This is a genomic window from Flavobacterium sp. LC2016-13, from assembly GCF_009707955.1.
Taxonomy (GTDB): Bacteria; Bacteroidota; Bacteroidia; order Flavobacteriales; family Flavobacteriaceae; genus Flavobacterium.
The window spans coordinates 666,058-683,204 of record NZ_WMDQ01000002.1 but is presented as its reverse complement, the minus strand read 5'-3'; the positions used below and the strand labels follow the sequence as shown (position 1 = coordinate 683,204).

The window sequence follows — 17,147 nt, the reverse complement described above, 5'->3', positions numbered from 1 at the left end:
GGATTATGAAAAAAAATAAGTTTTTTTCACGTTTTTTAAAACCAAAAGTAATCCTATTACGTAAATGCTATTATAACATAAAATGAAATGTGCCAGTAAATAGCAAAGCAGATCAAATTTGTAAGAATTAAAATATATGCCGATAAACAACTCTGCGATGATTATTACAAACGGCGCTTTTTAAGATTGAAATTGTAAAATAATTAGAATAATTAAAGAATTAATATCATGAATAATATGACAAATAATTTGAAAATATTAATTGTAGGATTAACTACTGTTTTGGCACTTACAAATTCTAACGACAGCAATTTTAAAAATAGTAAGGCCCGTTTAAGTATTTCGATTGATTTTAATAATAATTAAAAATTTATAAAGCTTATAGTTGATGTCCTTGGACTTCCAAGTGAAAGATTTTATCAATGCACACTAAATATACACCAAGCAAATTAAAATAACATTTACAAGCCAATTAAAATATTTTGAGATTAGTGTAATTTATTGATTAATAGTATAATTTCATTAAAACCAAGGCGTCAGCTATAATTTTTAAACTAATAAATAACGAGTAAAAACAAAAGAAAATTTTGTTACTCAAAAGATATATAAGGATTAATTCATGGTTTGATTTGTTTGTATGGGGAGAAGCCTAGCGTCTGATTAACGCTAGGCTTCATTTTTTTATTTAACTTAAGTTTAATAAAAAATAAAGCGCTTAAACTCAATCATCAAAACAGATTTTGATTAATTTTATAAAAAAATTAGAAACAATGAAAAAAATATTATGTTTAGCGTATGGCGTTCTATTATTATTTAGCTGCCAAAACCAAGCGCAAACCAATAAAACAAAAACGCCTAAAACGGATCAAGCCATGACAAAAGAAACTATTTACCAATTTAAAGTAGAAGATTTATCTGGAAATACTTTTGATTTTGCGTCTCTGAAAGGAAAAAAGATATTAATTGTAAATACCGCTTCAAAATGCGGATTAACGCCTCAATATAAAGATCTTGAAGCTGTTTATAAAGAATATAAAGATAAAGGTTTTGTAATTGTAGGTTTTCCTGCTAACAATTTTGCTTCTCAGGAACCTGGTACAAATGAGGAAATTGGTGCTTTTTGCCAACAAAATTATGGTGTAACATTTCCTATGATGGATAAAGTTTCTGTAAAAGGAGATGATATGTGCGAAGTATACAAATTCCTGACACAAAAATCTAAAAATGGTTTACAGGATTCTGAAGTAGAATGGAATTTTCAAAAATACCTAATCAACGAAAAAGGAGAATTGGTAAAAGTAATTAAACCAAAAACTTTAGTTACAGAGCCGGACGTTATCAACTGGATTAAAAGCTAGTTAGAACTATCTAAACCAAAAAATCCACAAATTTGAATAAATCAAATTTGTGGATTTTTTTTGTGCTATTTCGATCAAAATATTAGTAAAATAAAAAATCCGTTTTAAATCCGCGTTTTCGCTTTAGCGAATCCGTGTCATCCGCGTGCAAATAAACTACTTCAAAATCAACTGCATAAAAACCAAATCAAGCCAATGATCAAATTTATAACCTACTTCGCGAATCGTTCCGGTAGCAATAAATCCGAATTTTTCATGAAAAGCAATACTTCCTGCATTATCTGCATCAATAGCGCCAATCATTACGTGCAGGCCTTGTTCTTTAGCCAGACGAATTAATTCGGTTAATAATTGAGATCCAACACCTTTTCCAATAATATTATCTACTACATAAACCGAATGTTCTACAGTATATTGGTAACCAATTTTCTCACGAAATTGCCCGTAACTTCCAAAACCAACGACTTCGCCATCTAAATCTGCTACAACAATAGGCATGTTTTTAGCTTTTTTATCTTCAAACCATTTTGTCTGTACTTCAAGAGTCTGAATATCATAATTATAATTTGCTGTTGTATGCAAAATAGAATAATTTACAATCTCGAGGATTTTTTCTAAATCGTTTGTGGTTGCTGGTCTAAGAGTAACGTTCATGGTTTTGGTGAGTTTATTTTGTATTTAATTCTGCTAATAAAGTATCAACTTCTTTAGGATTCCAATTCATTTCATTCGAAATAACTTTAGCATCTTTGGCGTATTTTAAAGCCGATTTTTTGTCTTTGATTTTATTGTAAAGCTTTGCAATCAATAAATTTCCATCATAAGAATCATTTAATTCTAAGGAATGTTTTACCCAAAAAATAGATTTTTTCAAACTTTCAGCATCAGAGATATGTTTTAAAAAGGTTTGACCAATATCTTTTAGAAAACTGGCATCATTCCAAACTAATTTTTCGGTATTTTCAAGCGTAACCTTTTTATAAAAATCCCATTTTTCAGTTCGTTCAGCCAATGTCAAATCAAATTTAAAAACAAGAGAATCTGTTTTTTGTAATCGTATTGATTTAGCAATTTCTCTTTGTTTATAATAGTTTATAGTATCTAAATTATCAACAAGAGGCCGAAGTAACTCATTGACAATACTTTCAACTTTTCGATCAATGCGATTTTGCGAAGCTACAGCAGCAAATTCCTTTTGATGTTTTAAAACATATTGAAATTCTCTCGAATTAATATCAGTAACACCGTTTGCAATAACACGCCAGTTGGTTTCACTTACTAGTTGTGCATCAGATTGTGTTTCAAGATAAATATGAGTAGGAATCGATAATTCAGTTCTGTCTTTCCCTTTTTTCAGGGTATTTAAATATGCGAAATACTTTGTTGAATTGCTAGGATCTGCTAAAAAATCTTTTTCTAAATAAGGCAGTTGAAATTTCGGGTTTAAAGCATAATTGGCTTCAGCTAAAAATTCAGGCGTTTTCATTTCGCCTTTTAAAGCATATAAAAGTGTTTTATTTGAATCTAAAAATAAAAATGAAGGAAGGGATGTCGTTTTAAATTTATTTTTAAGAGCAATTCCTTCTTCCTTTTCTATATTTTTCCAAATACAGATATAATTCTTATTCAGGAAATCCATAACATTTGCATCGCTAAAAACCTCTTTTTTCATTTGATTGCAATGCGGACACCAATCTGCATAAAGCATTACGAAAACAGGTTTATTTTGTGTTTTAGCATTCTCTAACGCAGTTTTGTATGAAATTCCATCGACAGTAAATTGATTCTGAGATTGTACAGCCTGCAGGGAAACAAAAACAAAAAATAAATATAAGAAACGCATAAAGTATTTATTTTGATAAAGAAAATTATGATTTACAAATATATTGCCTTTTTCTAAAATCAGTCTTAATATCTTCCTAATATATAAGTCAAATCAAACATGAAGTTTGTAACTTTGTAATAGTAAAAGAAAATTTTTCAAGCAATAAATTTTCTAAAAATATTATACACCATTTAGAATGATTTACCCCAAAATACCGCTTGCACAAAGCATTATCGAAATTTGTTTAGCAAAAGGAATCACCAATATTATTATCTCTCCGGGATCAAGAAATGCTCCCTTAACAATAGGTTTTGCACAAAATCATAATTTTAACTGTTACAGCATTGCAGATGAGCGTTGTGCAGCATTTTTTGCTTTAGGAATTGCACAGCAAACCAAACAGCCAACCGCTATTATTTGTACGTCAGGTTCTGCCTTATTAAATTATTATCCGGCTGTGGCCGAAGCATTTTACAGCCAGATTCCGTTAATCGTAATTTCTGCAGACAGACCTCAGAGTAAAATTGATATTGGAGACGGGCAAACCATTCGTCAGCAAAATGTTTACGAAAATCATTCGGTTTTTAATGCCAATCTAACCGAAGAAGCTTCTGTAGAAAATGATTTAAAAATCAATAAAGCAATCGAAACTGCCATTCTTCAAAAAGGACCGGTTCATATAAACGCTCCGTTTGAAGAACCTTTGTATGAAACTGTTGAAACACTTTCTGTTGAACCAAAAATCACACATTCTGAAGAAATTATCGGAACAAAAATTATAGAAAATGTAGAGGAATTTGTTTCAATTTGGAACTCAGCCAAACGAAAATTAGTTTTAGTTGGTGTAAATGAAGCAAATTCTATTGATGAAAAAATTATTCAAAATTTTGCCAACGATCCATCAATTGTAGTCTTGACAGAAACTACTTCAAACCTACATCATCCTGATTTTGTTAGTAGCATTGATACTTTAATTACACCATTTGATGATCATGATTTTGAGGCCTTTAATCCTGAAATTCTGATAACTTTTGGCGGAATGATTGTTTCAAAAAGAATAAAAGGCTTTTTACGAAAGTATAAACCAAAACAACATTGGCATATTGATACCTTACGTGCTTATGATACATTTGGAGCTTTGACAAAGCATTTTGTCATGAAACCAAACGATTTCTTCAATGAATTACTGGCGAAAACCAGTTTTACGGAAAGCAATTATTTTGAAGAAATAAAGGAAGTTTATGATTTAAGAAAATTAAAACGAAGTAAATATTTAGATAAAATCTCGTTTTCAGATTTCAAGGTTTTTGAGAAAGTGATTGAATCTTTGCCGGTTAATTCTCAATTGCAAATTAGCAATAGTTCTGCAATTCGTTATGCACAATTAATTGATATTGATCCTTCAATTGAAGTTTTTTGCAACAGAGGAACCAGCGGAATCGACGGAAGTACGTCTACAGCAATTGGTGCTTCAGTTGGAAACCAGAAACAAACTGTTTTCGTTACTGGAGATATTAGTTTTTTATACGATAGTAATGCTTTATGGAATTCTTATATTCCTAAAAACTTCAAAATTATTTTGATTAATAATGGAGGAGGTGGAATTTTCAGAATCTTACCGGGACACGAAGAAAAACCTGTTTTTAATACTTATTTTGAAACATCGCATCATTTAACCGCTGAACATTTGGCTAAAATGTATAAGATGAATTATTTAACAGCGAGTGATTCAGATACTTTAAAAGAAGGAATCAACAGTTTATATGCTAATGACGAAACGCCGGTAATCTTAGAAATATTTACTCCAACTATTGAAAATGATAAAATATTAAAACAATACTTTAAAGAGTTAATTTAATTGTAAGTTAAATAGTGTTAAAATTAATTATTCACTTGATATAATTTATATATTTGGAAACATTAAAAGTAACCAATATTTATATTTATTATGAGTGCAAGAGAAGAATTAATTAAAAAGTATGCAGAAGATTTAAAGGAAAAATGTGGTGTAACTCCAAACATGGATTTGCTGACAAAAGTAACAATTGGTTGCGGACCATCAATTTACAACGCTGATTCATCTACAGTTGCAGCAAGCCAACAGTCTGAATTAGATACTGTAAAGAAAAATTTTCTAATTAAAAAATTAGGCCTAAAAGATTCGCCTGAATTAGATGCTGCAATTCAAGCTGTTTTAGAAAAATATGGCAGATCTAACAAACACAAATATAGAGCAGTAGTTTATTATTTACTGACTTTGCACTTTAAAAAAGAAAGTGTTTATAAATAAGATTTAAAGCAATTCAAAATTACAAAAGCGCCTTTATTGGGCGCTTTTGTTTTTATATTGCATTTATTGTTGCTTTTATCTAAAACATTTCTTTGAACCATTTTCAAACTTCGTACATTTGCAGCAAAGAAACTTAGTCACTTATCGGCTTAGAAACTCAAGAATATGATTGAAATAGGAAAATACAATACACTTACCATATTACGTGATACCAAAGTTGGTTTATTTTTAGGAAATCCTGAAAAAGACCCTGAAGGAATTCATGATATATTATTACCCAATAAATATGTTCCAAACGAATTTGAAATAGGCGAAGAGCTTATTGTTTTTGTCTATTTGGACCATGAACAGCGCCCGGTTGCAACAACACTAGAACCGTATATTTTATTGAATGAATTTGCACTTTTAAGAGTAAACTACATTAATCAGGTTGGTGCTTTTATGGATTGGGGAATGGAAAAAGATATTCTGGTTCCGTTTAAAGAGCAAGCGCGTCCTATGGAAAAAGGAAAGCGTTATCTAGTTTATCTGTATATGGATGAAAAAACAAATCGTTTAGTTGCATCAAGTAAAACCAATCAGTTTTTAAGCAATGATGATTTAACAGTTGAAAAAGGTGAAGAAGTTGATTTAATTGTATCACACATTACTGAAATTGGTATTAATGTTATCATCAATGAAAAGCACAAAGGATTATTGTACAAAGATGAAGTGTATGATGATGCGATTAGAACAGGCGACAGAATGCGTGGTTACATCAAAAACATTCGACCTGATAATAAAATAGATATTGCTTTGCAAGTACAAGGTTATCAAAGTATTGAACCAAATGCAGAAAAGATTTTAGATGAATTAAGAGCCAACAGAGGTTTTTTACGTTTAAATGATAATTCGCATCCGGAGGATATTAAAACGGTATTGAAAATGAGCAAAAAAACGTTTAAAAAAGCAATTGGAGCTTTATATAAAGAAAAACTCATAGAGATTAAAGATGACGGAATTTATATTGTAAAAGAATAATTCATAAAAGAATAATTAAGTTTTTTTTAAAATCATTATAACAAGAAAGGCTACTCATACGAGTAGCCTTTCCCTTTTTTATTCTAGTTTTAAAAAAAATTGTAATTAAAAAAAAACAGAAATAAAATTATTCGAATCAATCAAAAAAATAACAGCTTTAAAAATTTTAGAAATTACTTCTTTGATCTTTTTTTTGTATGTCTTTAAATAGCTTAATGCATTCGTTTTAAAAGCAAAAAATCAATTTCACGGCAGAACCATTTAGTTGGATAATTATATATTTATAGAAAGTACTTCAATTTTTAATTAAGTCCCCATTATCGTAATCCTTTTAGACAAATTGAATACACAATTCTATTCTTTAACCATAGGTGTTACTATCTCTTCCTTGAAGTTTCAACAAACGAATAAACCATTTGCCCATCAATTAAAGTCTTAGTATTTAAAACCCCAAAAAAATGAGCGACAAATTTTTTAAATTTTCTCAAAAAAATCATTTTTTAGGTTAATAAATCAGTGAAAGAAAATCAATCTGAAAAGAATGAAATTAATTGTATCTCATTGATTTCTAGGTTGTAAAATTACTTCTTTTTTTTTAAATCAAATGTTAAATAATGTTATTTTTTGTAAGTAAATACCAATTGTTAACATTCGAAGATATTTTCATAAAGACTTAAAGCAAATTGAGTAGGTATAAATATAAAAATGCTTTATTTTTACGCTATAATTTTTAAAAACAAAACAAATAGCAATGGATTGGATAACTGCCAGAGAATTTGAAGATATAACCTATAAAAAATGTAACGGAGTTGCAAGAATCGCGTTTAACAGACCCAATGTTAGAAATGCTTTTCGCCCAAAAACAACTTCAGAATTATACCAGGCTTTTTACGATGCACAGGAAGACACGTCAATTGGAGTCGTTTTGCTTTCTGCAGAAGGTCCTTCTACCAAAGACGGAGTATATTCTTTTTGTAGCGGAGGAGATCAAAATGCACGCGGACATCAGGGTTATGTTGGAGAAGATGGTCAACATCGTTTAAATATTCTTGAAGTACAACGTTTAATTCGTTTTATGCCAAAAGTTGTCATTGCCGTTGTTCCCGGATGGGCTGTTGGTGGCGGACATAGTTTGCACGTAGTTTGCGACATGACTTTGGCCAGTAAAGAACATGCAATTTTTAAACAAACAGATGCTGACGTAACCAGTTTTGATGGTGGATACGGATCTGCTTATTTAGCTAAAATGGTAGGTCAGAAAAAAGCGCGTGAGATTTTCTTTTTAGGAAGAAATTATTCAGCTCAGGAAGCGATGGATATGGGAATGGTAAATGCTGTGATTCCGCATGACGAGCTTGAAGACACCGCTTATGAATGGGCGCAGGAAATACTTCAAAAATCACCAACTTCTATAAAAATGCTAAAATTCGCCATGAACTTAACAGACGATGGAATGGTTGGTCAGCAAGTTTTTGCCGGAGAAGCAACCCGTTTGGCTTATATGACCGAAGAAGCAAAAGAAGGAAGAAATGCCTTTTTAGAAAAAAGAAAACCAAACTTTGGAGAAAATAAATGGCTTCCATAAAAATATTTTAGATTTTAGATTGCAGATTTTAGGTTTTTGAAATCTGCAATTTAAATTCAGTATGTAACAATCTAAAATCAATCCCGAAGCGTCGGGACTAAAATCTAAAATTAAAAAATAATGAAACATTGGATTGAAGCCGCCAGATTGCGCACATTACCTTTATCAGTTTCCGGAATTATAGTAGGAAGTATTTATGCTTTGTCTAACCCAACCGAAACCATCAATACGCCAACAGAGGTTTTTAGCTGGAAAATTTTTGGTTTTGCACTTTTAACAACACTTGGTTTACAGATTTTATCAAATTTTGCAAACGATTACGGAGATGGTGTAAAAGGTACTGATAACGCAGACAGAGTAGGTCCCATGCGTGCTATTCAGAGCGGAGTAATTACACCTCAGGCGATGAAAAAAGCAATAATAATAACTTCTGTACTAACATTATTATCTGCCATAACTTTAATATATTTTGCCTTTGGACAAACAAATTTCCTTTATTCAATCTTTTTCTTATTACTGGGAATCGCTGCAATTGTTTCGGCAATTCGTTATACAGTAGGTAATTCAGCTTACGGTTACAGAGGATTTGGAGATGTATTTGTATTTATTTTCTTTGGGCTTGTAAGCACTTTGGGAGTTAACTTTTTATATTCAAAAGAAGTAGATCCACTTTTAATTTTACCCGCTATTTCAATTGGTTTATTAAGCGTTGGCGTTTTAAACCTAAACAATATGCGTGACGAAGAATCAGATAGAAAATCAGGAAAAAACACAATTGTAGTTCAAATAGGCGGCAAAAAAGCTAAAATTTATCATTTCACTTTAATTGTTACCGCTATGCTTTTGGTGGTTATTTTTGCTTTTTTAAGCGATTATAATTTTGATCAGTATTTGTTTTTATTGGCATTTATTCCTTTAACCAAACATTTAATTACTGTTTATAAAAACCAAAATCCTAAGCTGTTAGATCCAGAATTAAAAAAACTGGCACTTAGTACATTTTTGCTTTCAATATTATTGACAGTATGTATGATTTCATTAATTTCAGACATCATTGTTAATCTCTTCCTGGGAGGAAGATAAAAATAAGTTCAACTTTAAAATTTATAAAAATGAAAATCACATTTTACGGACACGCTTCTTTAGGCATTGAAGTTGGAGGAAAACACATCATTGTTGACCCATTTATTACAGGAAATCCAAAAGCTGCGGCAATTGACATAAACACATTAAAAGCCGATTATATTTTACTAACACATGCACATGGCGATCACGTTCTTGACGTTGAAGCTATTGCAACTCGTACAAATGCAGTAATTGTTTCAAATGCAGAAATTACAAGCTATTACGCAAAACAAGGACTTAACGCGCATCCCATGAATCACGGCGGAAGCTGGAATTTCGATTTTGGAAAAGTAAAATACGTAAATGCAATTCATTCAAGTTCATTCCCTGACGGAAGTTATGGCGGAAATCCTGGAGGTTTTGTGATCGAAGGAGAACACAAAAACATCTACATTGCCGGAGACACCGCTCTTACATTTGATATGAAATTGATTCCGTTAAGAACTAAATTAGATTTAGCGATCCTTCCAATCGGAAACAATTTTACAATGGATGTTGAAGACGCTATAATTGCTTCTGATTTTGTAGAATGCGATAAAATTTTAGGTTACCATTTTGATACTTTTGGTTATATCGAAATCAATCACGAAGAATCTATCCGTAAGTTTTTTGACAAAGGAAAAGATTTGATGCTTTTAGAAATAGGAGAATCAATAGAATTGTAATAATTCTTATTCTCAGCAAAATGAATTTGTCATTCTGAGCGGAGTCGAAGAATAAGGAGCTAATCCCGCTTTCGGCTATATCTTTTTTAAGGCGAGATCCCGAAGTTTCAGGACGCCTTAAAAAAGGATACCGCCTCTATCGGGGCTAGGGCAATCAGTTTCATAACAAAATTATTTTTGGCATAATATGTGTCATTCTCATCTAAAAAATCCAGCTAAAAAGAACAAACCAAATATGAATTTAAATAGAATATTTTTATTCGCTTTAATTATCGTTTCAAATGCTTCCTTTGCGCAAAAATGCTCATGCGAAGATAATTTTAACTGGCTTAAAAAAACTTTTGAAGATAATGATGCTGGTTTTCAATATGTAATAGATAAAAAAGGATTAGCAGAATATCAAAATCATAATGATCTATTTATTAAAAAAGTAAAAAAAATAAAAGATCTGACTGATTGTAGAAATGTCCTTTTTGATTGGATGCTATTTTTTAGACCTGCACATTTATCTTTAGCAATAAAACCCGAATATGCTGAAAAAGCAGTTGCTAAAAGTGATACAGAAACTGAAACAAAATGGGAAAAAATAGAAATAACCGAAGCAGAATTAAAAAATAATTTTGCAAAGATTTCTAACCCAACATTCGAAGGAATTTGGCTCTCTCCTCCTTATACCATTGGAGTTATCAAAAAAGATAATGAATATATTGGTTATGTTTTAGATGTAAAAGACAGCAAATGGAAACAATATCAAGTAAAATTTAAGATAAAAGAGTTTCCGGATAAAACCAATAATGCTGTTTATTATATGGGCGATTATACTGCTCAAAAGTTTGATAACGTGAAACTTGTTGGCAATAACTTTCTAAAATTTGGATCAGTTTCATTAAAAAGAATTTTTCCTAACAATCCTGAAGATGATTCAGACATAAAAACTTATGTTGAATCGCTGACAGCTCAAATCCCTTTTATAAAACAAATTTCAGACAAAACTGTTTTATTGCGCATTCCGTCATTTAAATATGCTAATAAAAAAATAATTGATAGTATCATCACAGCCAATCATGAACTCATAATTTCAAAAGAAAATTTAATTATTGACATAAGAAATAATGGAGGAGGATCTGATGCCAGTTTCCAAAAAATAATTCCATACATCTATACAAATACAATTAGAAGTGTAGGCGTTCAATATTTATCGACACCTCTAAACAACAAGAGAATGGAAGATTTTATGGCAGATCCTAATTGGTCAGCAGAAGAGAAAGAATGGGCAAAAAAAGGATTGGATAAATTAAACGCAAATATTGGTAAATTTATAAATATTGAAGACCAAATAGTTGACGAAATTAAATCGGATCTATTCTATGCAAATCCAAAAAATGTTGGTGTTATTATTAATGAAAATAATGGCAGTACAGCAGAGGAATTTTTATTAATTGCAAAGCAAAGTAAAAAAGTTAAACTTTTTGGTACTACTACTGAAGGCGTACTTGATATCTCTAATATGTATTTTGTTGATTTTCCATGCAAAACTTTAAAATTAGGTTATTCCCTAACCAAAAGTTTTAGAATTCCAGACATGCAAATTGACGGTAAAGGCATTCAGCCTGATTTTTATATTGACAAAACCATTCCTGACTATGAATGGATTAGATTTACAGAAAATAAATTAAAAGCAAACTAAGTTTAAAATCCATTTAGAATATGAATCTAAAACGAATATTTTTAATCCTTTTAATAGCTTCTACTTACAATTCTTTTGCACAAAAAGATGGTTATTGGGATAAAGAGCGTGCAACAACAAAAGAAATTATTGCATACGCCCGCGATAGAATTACTTTAAAAACAGAAGATTTACCAGTTGGAACAACTGAAATTGTATATAGAATTACACTTTTGGATGAAAACCAACAAATGGCAAACAGTTTGGTTTCAGTTTTAAAAGCAATTCCGGATCCAACCGGAATAAGTCAGGGTTCTGCCGGAGCAGTTTTCTTAATGTCGAAAATTTCAGGCGATGACAGTTGTACTTATGCACTTTTTACTTCAAACGAAGATGTAAAAAAATATATTGATGATGGTAAAACAGATAAAGCTTGTTATGCACAAGAAGAAGCAATCAGTAAAGATGCCAAACGATTATCACTGGATAAATCATCTTGTTTAGGACAAAATATAAGCACCATATATTTTGGATTTCATAGCAAAAACTGGGTTTTAAGCCAGAAAATTGTTTTAGAAGTTGTGCCTTGGGTTGATACAAAACTAAATCGTGGTTGGAATCAGGATAATAAAAATGAAATTATCAGTTTGTGCAAAACATCAACAATGGCGCAAAAAATGGCCAATTCTGATGATTTCTGTGTTTGTATTTTAGAAAAAATCATGAAACAATACCGTTATACAGAGTTTCAGAAATTATTGCCAATCGAAAAAAATAAAGTCTACAAAGATTTCGGAAACCTTTGTTATAACGATGCTGATATTTCTAAAAACGTTTATAATGATTTAAGAACACAAGCTTCAACTTTAATAAACTTGCAAAAATACAACGAAGCAATTCCAAAATTAAACACCATAATTAATGACGGAAAAGCTACAGCAATTGATTACAGTTCAATTGGTTATTGCTATATTTTAACCAAACAATACGCCAAAGCAATTAAATCTCTAAAAGAAGGTGAAAAGCTTGACGATACTGAACTACTTGTCAAACTTAATTTAGCGCATGTTTATTTGATGAGCGATGATTATAGCGAAGCAAAAGCAATCTATAAAAAATACCAGACTCAAAATGTTACCGATAGTTTGAGCTGGACCGATAAAACAAAACAAGATTTTGCTGTTTTTCAAAAAGCAGGATTACCATCAAAAGATTTTGAACGCGTTTTAAATCTTTTTAACTAAATCTTTTTACCATATAAGTTCATTAAACTTTTACTTCAATTTTAAACTTTCTTATATTACTTATATGGTGAAAAAACATTTCTATGAAAGCGACCTATCATAAATACATGCTCGAATTTAAACGCCCGTCCGGGACTTCTCGTGGCATTATGACCGAAAAAGAAACCTGGTTTATCGTTCTTGAAAAAGATGGCAAAAAAGGAATAGGTGAGTGTGGCATTTTGCGTGGTTTAAGTGCAGATGACAGAGATGATTATGAGCAAAAACTTAAATGGACTTGCGAAAATATTCATTTGGGAGAAACCGCGCTTTGGGAATCTTTATTAGAATTCCCATCGATACAATTTGGAATAGAAATGGCCTTTTTATCATTAAAAAGTGAAAATCCATATCTATTATTTCCTTCTGATTTTACCAATAATTCTAAGTCAATTGTAATAAATGGTTTAGTTTGGATGGGAGAATCTTCCTTCATGAAACAACAAATCGAAGAAAAATTAGCCGAAGGATTTAAATGCATAAAATTGAAAATTGGCGCAATTGATTTTCAAAAAGAATTAGAATTATTGCAATTTATCCGAAGTCATTTTTCTGCTGAACAAATCGAAATCAGAGTAGATGCCAATGGCGCATTTGCTTTAAATGAAGCTTTAGATAAATTAAATCAACTCAATCAATTTCAACTTCATAGTATTGAACAGCCTATTAAAAAAGGAAACATTGAAGCAATGAAAAGTTTATGCGAAACAACACCATTTCCTATTGCTTTAGATGAAGAACTAATTGGTGTATTTTCATTAGAAGAAAAAGAAAAATTATTGCAACAAATTAAACCACAATACATTATTCTGAAACCAAGTTTTATAGGAGGTTTTAGAGGAACGCAGGAATGGATTACTTTGGCCGATAAATATAATATTGGTTGGTGGATTACATCTGCATTAGAAAGTAATATTGGCTTGAATGCTATTGCACAATGGACATTTTTGCAAAATTCTGAAATGCCGCAAGGTTTAGGAACGGGAGCACTTTATACCAATAATTTTGATTGCCCGCTAGAAGTCTCAAAAGGACAATTATGGTACAATACATCTAAAAATTGGAATTCAGATTTTCTTGATAATTAAAGTTACAAAGGTTCAAAGGTGCAGAGTTACAAAGGGACAAAGTATTAAAAACCTATGAACCTCTGTAACTCTGCACCTTTGAACCTTTCTCCTTACTCTTTCCCTCCAGTCATTCCTGCCTGCCAGTCTTTTAATTCCTGCCATCTGCCTTCATAAGCCAATAATCCCTGTTTTGCCCAGGTACTCGGATTATGAATTGCATAATTTTCTCCTCCGGCATCCAAAATTGCTTGCAGCTTTTCTATTGATGCGTCAGATAATTCTTTCCAGGTATTGATTCCGGCAGCATTAAACAAAGCTTCTATTTTTGGGCCAATACCTTCAACAATTTTCAAATCATTATTTCCTATTTTTTTTCCATAAACTAATTTCGCTAATTCAGCGTCAAATAAAATTGATGGCGGTACATTTGCTTTAAAAGATTGTGGTGCAGAAGTATTTGCTTTTGCTTCTAATTCAGCCTCTAACGATGCTATTTTTGTATTTAAGCGCTTCGTATTGTCTTTGCAGAGATCTAAATCAGATTGTAAAGCCAATGCAAGCGAATCATCATTTTTTGAATTCAATTTTCCTAGTAAGTAACCTAAAATTCCACAGATTAATCCCACTAGCACAGGTATTAAAATACAAGGTATATTCATAATAGTATATTTTTGATTAATTATTTGATTGTAATTACTGTTCTTCGATTACTCGCTTTACCTTCAGTAGTTGTATTATCTCCAATTGGTTCATCTGGCCCTTTTGATTCTGTTATGATATGAGATCCGTCAATACCATTTTTGGTCAAATAGTTTTTTGCAAATTCAGCACGTTTTTGCCCCAAAACAATATTTGCATCTCTATTTCCAACATTGTCAGTATGGCCAACAATCAAAATTGTTGCATCTTTTACATGCTCTGAATACTTAACAATTTCGCTTATTTTTTGTTTTTCATCAGCGCTAGTTTTGTCACTGGCTTTATTGGTATTAAAATGAAGAATCAATGCATCAGAGTTAATTTTTTCCTTCAAAATACTCCATTCATCATTAGCGATTGCCGTCGTATCCAAAGTCGCAAATTGATATTCAACCGGACCTATAAGCGTGTCTGAATTTGATTTCCATTTATCGATAATCTCACCTTTTGCATCAAATTGATTTCCTGATAAACCTTTAGAAACAAAATAATTTTTAACCTCATTTGCCCTTGCAAGACCAAGATTCTCGAATTTAGTTGTATTGGTTTCATCAGAAGTTGCATAACCGGTAATTGTTACTTTTTGCTTAGGATTTGCTATTAAAAATGATTTAAGATTTTCAATTCCAATAGTCACAGAATCACTTACAGGAACAATAATCGATGGACTATTTTTTAAGAACTTGATATTATCATTGGTATGATAATCAATTCCTGAACCACTAAGAACAAAAGGAACCCATTTTGTTTCCTTTACCACTACAGTCGAATCTTTTTGAGTATCAACTACTGGTGTATTCATACTGCAATTGCAACAAAATTTTATATACAAAAACGTACCTAAAATAATGGTTATAGCAATGCCTAATAGATAGAGCGCTTTTTTAGACATAAGTATTGAAGTTAAGATTATATCAAATTTAACAAAAAAATAAATACAGAATAGCGATTTATCTAAATATTTAATAGTTAATAGTTTGGTTATTAAGTAATTATGTTTTTGATATGTAAAGAGAAGTTATTAGAATTCTCAATCTTAAGACTGAATTAAATTGAGTAACTTGCATTATAAATTAATTTATAAATTAAAATGATTGAAATTGAAAGAAAGTTTCTTGTAAAATCAGATAATTTTAAAGAACAGGCTTTTACTCAAAATAAAATTGCTCAGGGATATTTAAGCTCACTTCCTGAAAGAACAGTTCGTGTTAGAATTAAAGGAGAAAGAGGTTTTTTGACCATAAAAGGAATTGGCCACCATGGCGGAATGTCGCGTTTTGAATGGGAAAATGAAATTCCGATTGATGAAGCGCTGGAATTGCTTAAACTTTGCGAGAAAGGTAAAATTGAAAAAACTCGTTTTGAAATAAAATCCGGAGATCATGTTTTTGAAGTAGATGAATTTTATGGAGAAAATGAAGGATTAATTATGGCTGAAATTGAGTTGAAATCAGAAACAGATACTTTTGAAAAACCGGATTGGCTGGGAGAAGAAGTAACTAATGATGAACGATATTACAACGCATATTTAAGTAAAAATCCTTTTAAATATTGGGGAAAAGAATAGATTTATGACAGATCAATACGATTTAATTATTGTTGGAGGCGGACCAATTGGACTTGCCTGTGCAATTGAAGCTCAAAAGAAAAACTTACGTTATTTAATTATAGAAAAAGGTGCGATTGTAAATAGTATTTTTAATTACCCGTTATACATGACTTTTTTCTCAACAGCCGAAAGACTTGAAATTGGAAACATTCCCTTTAATTGCCTGGCATCAAAACCAGGTCGTCAGGAAGCTTTAGAATATTATCGAAACATTCACTGTTATTTTAATTTTTCGATCAATTTATTTGAAAAAGTAAATCAGGTCCAGAAATTAGACAACAACTTATTTAAAATTGCGACAGACAAAGCTATTTACGAATCAAAAAACGTAATTATAGCAACCGGATTTTATGATATTCCGATTGAAATGAACATAAAAGGAGAGGAATTGCCAAAAGTTCGTCATTATTACAAAGAAGCACACGAATATGCTTTTAGGAATATTTTGGTTGTTGGTGCCAATAATTCTTCTGTCGATGCAGCGTTAGAGTGTTGGAGAAAAGGAGCTAACGTTACAATGGTTATTCGCAAAAACGAGATCAATAAACGAGTAAAATATTGGGTAAAACCCGATATTGAAAACCGAATTGAAGAGGGAAGTATCAGAGCTTATTTTGAATCGAATATTACTGAGATTCGAGAAAATGAAGTTGAAATTGAAACTCCCGAAGGAAAAGTTACGATAGAAAATGATTTTGTTCTGGCTCTAACCGGTTACAAACCAGATTTGACTTTCCTTGAAAAAATGGGTATTCAACTTTCTGATGATGAACTAAAAACGCCAACGTATAATCCGGAAACAATGGAAACAAATATTGAAGGTTTATTTTTGGCCGGTGTAGTTTGTGGTGGAATGCAAACACACAAATGGTTTATAGAAAATTCACGCGTTCACGCTAGTATGATTGTAGATTATATTACTTCGAAATAAAAATTTTCGCCACGAATTTTG

The 17,147-nt window shown here is 31.1% G+C and carries 17 protein-coding genes; 13 read left to right on the top strand and 4 right to left on the bottom strand.

From position 1 onward, the window contains the following. The first annotated feature begins 228 nt into the window (after positions 1–228). Positions 229–366: a hypothetical protein gene (locus GKZ86_RS06925; protein WP_154782367.1), complete on the top strand. Its 138-nt coding sequence runs from the start codon at positions 229–231 to the stop codon at positions 364–366. A gap of 404 nt (positions 367–770) precedes the next feature. Next, positions 771–1,358: a glutathione peroxidase gene (locus GKZ86_RS06920; protein ID WP_154782366.1), complete on the top strand. Its 588-nt coding sequence runs from the start codon at positions 771–773 to the stop codon at positions 1,356–1,358. 156 nt (positions 1,359–1,514) lie between these two features. Here the strand turns inward: GKZ86_RS06920 and GKZ86_RS06915 are convergent, their stop codons facing one another. After that, complete coding sequence (locus GKZ86_RS06915) at positions 1,515–2,012, bottom strand: GNAT family N-acetyltransferase (protein ID WP_154782365.1); 498 nt, start codon at positions 2,010–2,012, stop codon at positions 1,515–1,517. Between the two features lie 13 nt (positions 2,013–2,025). Continuing rightward, entirely contained in the window at positions 2,026–3,201 is a 1,176-nt protein-coding gene (locus GKZ86_RS06910; RefSeq protein WP_154782364.1) for a thioredoxin family protein, read from the bottom strand. A 178-nt stretch (positions 3,202–3,379) separates the two neighbouring features. Between GKZ86_RS06910 and menD the strand changes: the two genes are divergently transcribed. The 9 genes from menD to GKZ86_RS06865 all read left to right on the top strand — a co-directional run bounded on the left by menD (position 3,380) and on the right by GKZ86_RS06865 (position 13,905). Then, positions 3,380–5,041, top strand: coding sequence for a 2-succinyl-5-enolpyruvyl-6-hydroxy-3-cyclohexene-1-carboxylic-acid synthase (gene menD, locus GKZ86_RS06905; RefSeq protein WP_154782363.1), 1,662 nt, complete (start codon positions 3,380–3,382; stop codon positions 5,039–5,041). A gap of 90 nt (positions 5,042–5,131) precedes the next feature. Then, positions 5,132–5,473 carry a DUF2853 family protein gene (locus GKZ86_RS06900; protein WP_154782362.1) on the top strand — a complete coding sequence of 114 codons (342 nt, stop codon included), beginning with the start codon at positions 5,132–5,134 and terminating at the stop codon, positions 5,471–5,473. A 165-nt stretch (positions 5,474–5,638) separates the two neighbouring features. Continuing rightward, positions 5,639–6,493: a S1 RNA-binding domain-containing protein gene (locus tag GKZ86_RS06895; RefSeq protein ID WP_154782361.1), complete on the top strand. Its 855-nt coding sequence runs from the start codon at positions 5,639–5,641 to the stop codon at positions 6,491–6,493. 751 nt (positions 6,494–7,244) lie between these two features. Further along, on the top strand, positions 7,245–8,078 hold the full coding sequence (locus GKZ86_RS06890; RefSeq protein ID WP_035681238.1) for a 1,4-dihydroxy-2-naphthoyl-CoA synthase: 834 nt from the start codon (positions 7,245–7,247) through the stop codon (positions 8,076–8,078). A gap of 120 nt (positions 8,079–8,198) precedes the next feature. Continuing rightward, entirely contained in the window at positions 8,199–9,161 is a 963-nt protein-coding gene (menA, locus tag GKZ86_RS06885) for a 1,4-dihydroxy-2-naphthoate octaprenyltransferase (protein ID WP_154782360.1), read from the top strand. Positions 9,162–9,190: 29 nt separating this feature from the next. Beyond that, positions 9,191–9,868, top strand: a complete 678-nt coding sequence (locus GKZ86_RS06880) for a metal-dependent hydrolase (RefSeq protein WP_154782359.1) — start codon at positions 9,191–9,193, stop codon at positions 9,866–9,868. A gap of 235 nt (positions 9,869–10,103) precedes the next feature. Continuing rightward, entirely contained in the window at positions 10,104–11,555 is a 1,452-nt protein-coding gene (locus GKZ86_RS06875; protein WP_154782358.1) for a S41 family peptidase, read from the top strand. 20 nt (positions 11,556–11,575) lie between these two features. Beyond that, complete coding sequence (locus GKZ86_RS06870) at positions 11,576–12,778, top strand: M48 family metallopeptidase (RefSeq protein ID WP_154782357.1); 1,203 nt, start codon at positions 11,576–11,578, stop codon at positions 12,776–12,778. Between the two features lie 83 nt (positions 12,779–12,861). Continuing rightward, positions 12,862–13,905, top strand: a complete 1,044-nt coding sequence (locus GKZ86_RS06865) for an o-succinylbenzoate synthase (protein WP_154782356.1) — start codon at positions 12,862–12,864, stop codon at positions 13,903–13,905. 92 nt (positions 13,906–13,997) lie between these two features. On the opposite strand, the gene GKZ86_RS06860 is transcribed toward GKZ86_RS06865, so the two are convergent. Together GKZ86_RS06860 and GKZ86_RS06855 are read right to left on the bottom strand one after the other, a co-directional pair. Further along, positions 13,998–14,546, bottom strand: a complete 549-nt coding sequence (locus GKZ86_RS06860) for a hypothetical protein (protein ID WP_154782355.1) — start codon at positions 14,544–14,546, stop codon at positions 13,998–14,000. A 20-nt stretch (positions 14,547–14,566) separates the two neighbouring features. Beyond that, positions 14,567–15,388: an OmpA family protein gene (locus GKZ86_RS06855; RefSeq protein WP_228526544.1), complete on the bottom strand. Its 822-nt coding sequence runs from the start codon at positions 15,386–15,388 to the stop codon at positions 14,567–14,569. A gap of 288 nt (positions 15,389–15,676) precedes the next feature. On the opposite strand from GKZ86_RS06855, the gene GKZ86_RS06850 reads away from it, so the two are divergent. Both GKZ86_RS06850 and GKZ86_RS06845 read left to right on the top strand, forming a co-directional pair. Then, positions 15,677–16,153: a CYTH domain-containing protein gene (locus GKZ86_RS06850; protein ID WP_154782353.1), complete on the top strand. Its 477-nt coding sequence runs from the start codon at positions 15,677–15,679 to the stop codon at positions 16,151–16,153. 4 nt (positions 16,154–16,157) lie between these two features. After that, positions 16,158–17,126, top strand: a complete 969-nt coding sequence (locus tag GKZ86_RS06845) for a YpdA family putative bacillithiol disulfide reductase (protein WP_154782352.1) — start codon at positions 16,158–16,160, stop codon at positions 17,124–17,126. Positions 17,127–17,147 lie beyond the last annotated feature (21 nt).